This window comes from Neorhizobium phenanthreniclasticum (genome assembly GCF_040066075.1).
GTDB lineage: Bacteria > Pseudomonadota > Alphaproteobacteria > Rhizobiales > Rhizobiaceae > Neorhizobium > Neorhizobium petrolearium.
The window spans coordinates 1-5043 of sequence record NZ_JBEAAL010000065.1; the positions used below are offsets into that span (position 1 = coordinate 1).

Sequence of the window (5043 nt, forward strand, 5' to 3'; positions counted from 1 at the left end):
GTTGGATTGCATCGACCGAAGCCTTGGTGCTGTTGCGTCTCATATCGCGCCGGCACGTTTGGCCAAAGCAACACCCTTGCGGTCCTTCGACATGCCGACGCTGATCGTTGCAATGATGCTGCGGCTGATATGATCATGAACTGTCGTTCCGTGCTGGCCGGCATACCGGCTGGAGCGGGGTCCACGCGCCGATGATCGTCATGGTTCCACCACAACAAGGGCAGCGGTGCGCCAGCGGTGGTGGCTTTGCATCCGGCTCTTCGACCGGCTGCTCCGGCGTCGGGACGTTGAGCAGGCTGCGGCACAAGTCCAGCTTCAGTGTAAGCGCGCAAAAGACCGCACCTTTTCATTGATGCCGTGGTGATCGAGTCTGTGTCCATAGCGGGACTATGGACACAGTGGACACGATGGCATCGAGTGAGGTTGGAATTTCGGGGCGGCTTAGGGTGGTCAGGATTCTGAGCAACGGGAAGCGGCGGTATGATCCGGTTGATAATGATCGCTTGATCGATGCTGCGCTTGAACCGGGTGCGTCGATAGCAGGGCTTGCATTGGCGCACGGGATCAACGCCAATCAGTTGCAGAACTGGATCAGGCTTCGTCAGCGGCGGCAGGGTTCCGAAAAAGCGTCTGCGGTGGTGGCGAGCGTTGCAGCGTCAGCCTTCGTTGAGGTGGTTGAGGCGACGGCTGTTATATGCCCGCCGGAGCCGCCCTCTTTGCCCTCTCAGCAGAAATTGGCCCGTATACGCTTGACGGCATTGCTTCCGAACGGCGTGCGGCTTGAGCTTGAAGGTGCTGATATGCAGGCTCTGTCAGCGATGATCCCAGCGTTGGGAGCATTGTGATGTTCCGGCTGGCCGACAATCTGCGTGTCTATCTTCACCGGGACCCTATCGACTTTCGTGCCGGGATCAACGGCCTGGCGATTTTGGTCGAGCAGAATATGGGCCACAATCCGTTCGAGCGTGCGGTGTTCGCCTTCTGCAATCGCCGCCGCACTCGGATGAAGCTTTTATTCTTCGACCGCTCGGGCTTTGTACTCGTATTGAAAGCTCTGTCGGAAGACAGGTTCCGCTGGCCCCGTCGGGAGGAAAAGGTGCTGGCGCTCGACGCCGAGCAATTGCACTGGCTTCTCGATGGCATCGATCTCGATGCCATGATCCGCCACCCGGTTCGGCAATATGAATATGTCGGGTGAATTCGGTATGCGGGCCAGTTGACGCAGGGAAGCGGTTCAGATTCAAAAATGCGATGAATCCAACCGGCATTCCTGACGTTGCGGAATTGATGGCGCAAATCGCCGCGCTTCAGGCGGCCAACCGTCAGCTCGCCGAGCGCGTCGTCAAGCTTGAGGAAGAACTGGCGCTCGCCCGCTTGCATCGGTTTGCACCGCGTAGCGAAAAGCATGTGGATCGCATCTTCAACGAAGCTGAGCAGAGCACCGTTGATGGAAACGACGAGGACCGCGATCTCGATGACGAGGCGGATAGCGTCGATCTTCCAGACACGGGATTGCCGCAGGCCGAACAGCCGGAACGCAGGAAATCGGGCCGCAAGCCACTGCCTGCGAACCTGCCGCGCCAGCGCGTCGACTATGATCTTGTCGACGATCAGAAAGCCTGCCCGTGCTGTAGCCATCAGATGCATCGCATGGGCGAGTTGGTGACCGAGCAGCTTCATATCGAGATCAAGGCCACGATTTTGCAGAATGCGCGGGCCAAGTATGCGTGTCGCCACTGCGACCGCACCGGGATCAAGACGCCAGTTGTGATCGCGCCGATGCCGAAGCAGCCCTTGCCCGGCAGCATCGCCACGGCCTCGACGCTGGCCTTCGCGCTCGTCCATAAATATGTCGATGGCACACCGCTCTACCGTCTGGCGCAGGCCTTCGAGCGTGCGGGCGTTCCCGTCAGCCGTGGCGCTCTCGGCCATTGGGTCATCGGGTCCAGCGAGAACCATCTCGTTCGCATCTATGACGCGCTGAAACTGCGGCTGCGGTCCCAGCCTCTCATCCATGGTGACGAGACCACGGTGCAAGTCTTGAAGGAAAAGGACAGGAAAGCGACCGACGAGTCCTACATGTGGGCCTATCGAAGCGGCCAGGACAGTGATGAGCCAATTGTGTTGTTCGACTATCAGCCCGGTCGCGGGCAAGTGCATCCGCAGACCTTCCTTGGCGACTATCACGGTATCCTCATGACCGACGGCTATCAGGCTTGGCGGACATTGAAGAAGGCCACGCAGATCGGATGCATGGCCCATGCCCGGCGGCGCTTTGTCAATGCTCTTAAGGCCAGGGAAAAGCCAGGAGGGCCACCGGCGCAGGCCCTCAAGTTCTTCGACCAGCTTTACCGGATTGAACGGCAGGCACGGGACGAAAAGCCGGATGATGGCGAAACGCAGCCTGACCACATGCGCCGCTTTCGCCAGAAACACAGCATCCCGGTCCTGGCCGCTCTCAAAGCATGGCTCGACGACATCGCGCCGAAGGTCGTACCCGACACCAAACTTGGCGATGCCGTCTCCTATACGCTCAACCAATGGGAATATCTGACGCGCTACACCGACGATGGCCGAATGCCGATAGACAACAATTTACTGGAACGCGACATCAGAGTTTTTGCAACTGGCAGAAAGAGTTGGCTCTTCTCAGACACCGTAGACGGGGCCAAGGCCAGCGCCGTCATCTATAGTCTCATGCTGACATGTCGCGCCTGCGGTGTCGAGCCGTTCGCCTGGCTCAAGCACGTCCTCACCGAACTGCCGCAGCGGCCGGACGAGGCCGACATCGACGACCTCATGCCATTCAACTTCAAAACACAGGCTGCCTGATCCGCAGTCCCTTCACCTCCATTGACGACCACGCGCGCCGAAATGAGCGCTTACGCTTCAGTTGCCGATGGCCGTTGGCAAGCAGACCATAATGACGAATGCGGTGAAAGCCGTCCGGAACCGTGTGAAGCAGGAAACGACGGATGAACTCGTGCGCATCGAGCGTCATCAGCTTCTGTTTGCCGCCCGTTCGATAACCCTTCCATCGGAATGTGACGCGATCGCCATCGATGCTGACGAGGCGGGAGTTGGAGATGGCAATGCGATGGGTGTAGCGGCCGAGATAGGCCAGCACCTGTTCGGGTCCGGCAAAGGGCGGCTTGGCATAGACGATCCAGTCGACACGCCGCGCTTCTTTGACAGTGCGATTGAATGCGGCCGGACTGGCCAGGCCGGCAATATCGCCGAAGAACTGAAGCTGGCCTCTGTCGTAAGTCTGTTTGAGCTCGTCGAGAAACAGCCGCCGGAACAGGCGTGACAGAACCCGTACGGGCATGAAGAAGCTTGCCCGGCAAGCAACCCAGCGGGACTGGTCGAATGACAAACCGCCGCCCGGCACGATGCAGTGGATATGCGGATGATAGTGGAGGTTCTGCCCCCAGGAATGCAGCACCGCGATGAAGCCAATCTCGGCACCCAGATGTCTGGGATCGGCAGCAAGCTTGCGTAGCGTCTCGGCGACGGCGCGAAACAGGATCGTGTAAACGGCATTCTTATTCTGGAAGGCGATTGCGGCGACCTGCTGCGGCAACGTGAAGACGACATGGAAATAGCCGACCGGCAGAAGATCGGCCTGTCTGGCTGCAAGCCAGTCACGGCTCGCCTGTCCCTGGCACTTCGGGCAATGCCGGTTGCGGCAGGAATTATAGGCGATGCGGAGCGTAGCGCAGTCCTGGCATTGCTGGACATGCCCGCCCAACCGAGCGGTCCGGCACCTCTCAACCGCGCTCATCACCCTGCGTTCGACACGCCCGAGATGAACGTCGTGGGTTTGACGATATCCTTCCCCGTGGCGGCGAAAAATGTCCGCCACCTCCAGCCCCGCCGCCATGGCGAAACTTGCTCAGCCTGGCGGCACCACCTCCAGCGTCAGCCGGTCGAGCGGGCTGGTCGTGCTGCGGATCAGGGTGTTGGAAACCTTCGTGTAGCGCGCCGTGGTCGACAGATTGTTGTGGCCGAGCAGAACCTGGATGATGCGGATGTCGGTTCCGCTCTCCAGAAGATGGGTGGCAAAGCTGTGCCGCAGCGTATGCACCGTCACCCGTTTGTCGATGCCGGCCGCGGCGCACGCCGAACGGCAGGCAGAATACAGAACCTGGACATCGATGGGCTTGGTCTCGTCCCGGCCCGGAAACAGCCAGACCTCGGGTCTCGCCAGCCGCCAATAGACCCGCAGGATCGCGAGCAACTGCGCTGACAGCATGACGTTGCGATCCTTTCCGCCCTTGCCATGCTCGACACGGATGATGCCGCGCTCGCCATCAATGTCGCGGACCTTGAGATGGACAGCTTCCGAGGCGCGCAGCCCCGCCGCATAAGCTGTCGTCAGTGCGGTGCGGGTTCTCAGGCTCGGAACCGCTTCCAGAAACCGCACGATCTCGTCGCCGTTTAGGATCGTCGGCAGCTTGGCGGGTGTCCGGGCATAGGCAATGCGTTCCGGTATCTCGGCATGACCGAGCGTGACGCCAAAGAAGAACCGCAGGGCACAAACTGTCTGGTTCAAGGCCGGCCACGATAGGCCCGAGGAGACCAGATGCACCTGAAACGCGCGCACGTCTTCCAGTCCAAGACGGTCTGGCGAACACCCGAAATAGCGCGAGAACTTCGCCACCGCATGCAAATACGATCGTTGCGTCGCTGGCGAAAGATTGCGGATCGTCATGTCATCGATCATGCGCCGGCGCAGCGGGCTTATCGTATGCGCCGTCTACGCCCCATTGATTTTTCAGTTTCAGCTACTCGGTAGTGCTGCCTGAGGGCCGGATGTGAGCTCACCGGATAGAGCGGGATGATTTTAGATCCGTTCATATCCGGCCTCGTTGAAATAGTTCTGGCATTCTTTTGGAGAAACGGTTTGGAGGATTGTTGCGAGCGCGTCATGGATGGCGTTGCGGCTTCTGGCCTGCGCCTCGCGTAGCCGGTGTTTGATCTTGGCGAAGAGCTTTTCGATCGGATTGAGATCGGGGGAGTATTGCGGCAGGAAGAACAGCC

At 59.8% G+C, this 5043-nt stretch carries 5 protein-coding genes and 2 pseudogenes; 3 read left to right on the forward strand and 4 right to left on the reverse strand.

The window, feature by feature from the left end; all coding sequences use genetic code 11:
- Positions 1-133: 133 nt before the first annotated feature.
- Positions 134-319, reverse strand: a pseudogene (locus ABK249_RS34055) (IS91 family transposase); the annotation flags it as partial.
- 127 nt (positions 320-446) lie between these two features.
- On the opposite strand from ABK249_RS34055, the gene tnpA reads away from it, so the two are divergent.
- Genes tnpA through tnpC form a run of 3 tightly spaced genes read left to right on the forward strand, consistent with a single transcriptional unit; the run spans position 447 to position 2832 of the window.
- Positions 447-845 carry an IS66-like element accessory protein TnpA gene (tnpA, locus tag ABK249_RS33550; protein ID WP_227705927.1) on the forward strand — a complete coding sequence of 133 codons (399 nt, stop codon included), beginning with the start codon at positions 447-449 and terminating at the stop codon, positions 843-845.
- Positions 845-1198: an IS66 family insertion sequence element accessory protein TnpB gene (gene tnpB / locus ABK249_RS33555; RefSeq protein ID WP_210058911.1), complete on the forward strand. Its 354-nt coding sequence runs from the start codon at positions 845-847 to the stop codon at positions 1196-1198. The genes tnpA and tnpB overlap by 1 nt, the downstream gene beginning before the upstream one ends.
- Before the next feature lie 53 nt (positions 1199-1251).
- Positions 1252-2832, forward strand: a complete 1581-nt coding sequence (tnpC, locus tag ABK249_RS33560; protein ID WP_210058910.1) for an IS66 family transposase — start codon at positions 1252-1254, stop codon at positions 2830-2832.
- Positions 2833-2887: 55 nt separating this feature from the next.
- Here the strand turns inward: tnpC and ABK249_RS33565 are convergent.
- The 3 genes and pseudogenes from ABK249_RS33565 to ABK249_RS33575 all read right to left on the reverse strand — a co-directional run.
- Positions 2888-3883: pseudogene (locus ABK249_RS33565) on the reverse strand (IS91 family transposase); the annotation flags it as partial.
- A 12-nt stretch (positions 3884-3895) separates the two neighbouring features.
- A complete protein-coding gene (locus ABK249_RS33570) occupies positions 3896-4726 on the reverse strand; it encodes a tyrosine-type recombinase/integrase (RefSeq protein WP_210058908.1) in 831 nt (276 codons plus the stop codon).
- 120 nt (positions 4727-4846) lie between these two features.
- Positions 4847-5043: transposase (locus ABK249_RS33575; protein WP_348862447.1), on the reverse strand; the 197-nt coding region annotated here is incomplete at its 5' end.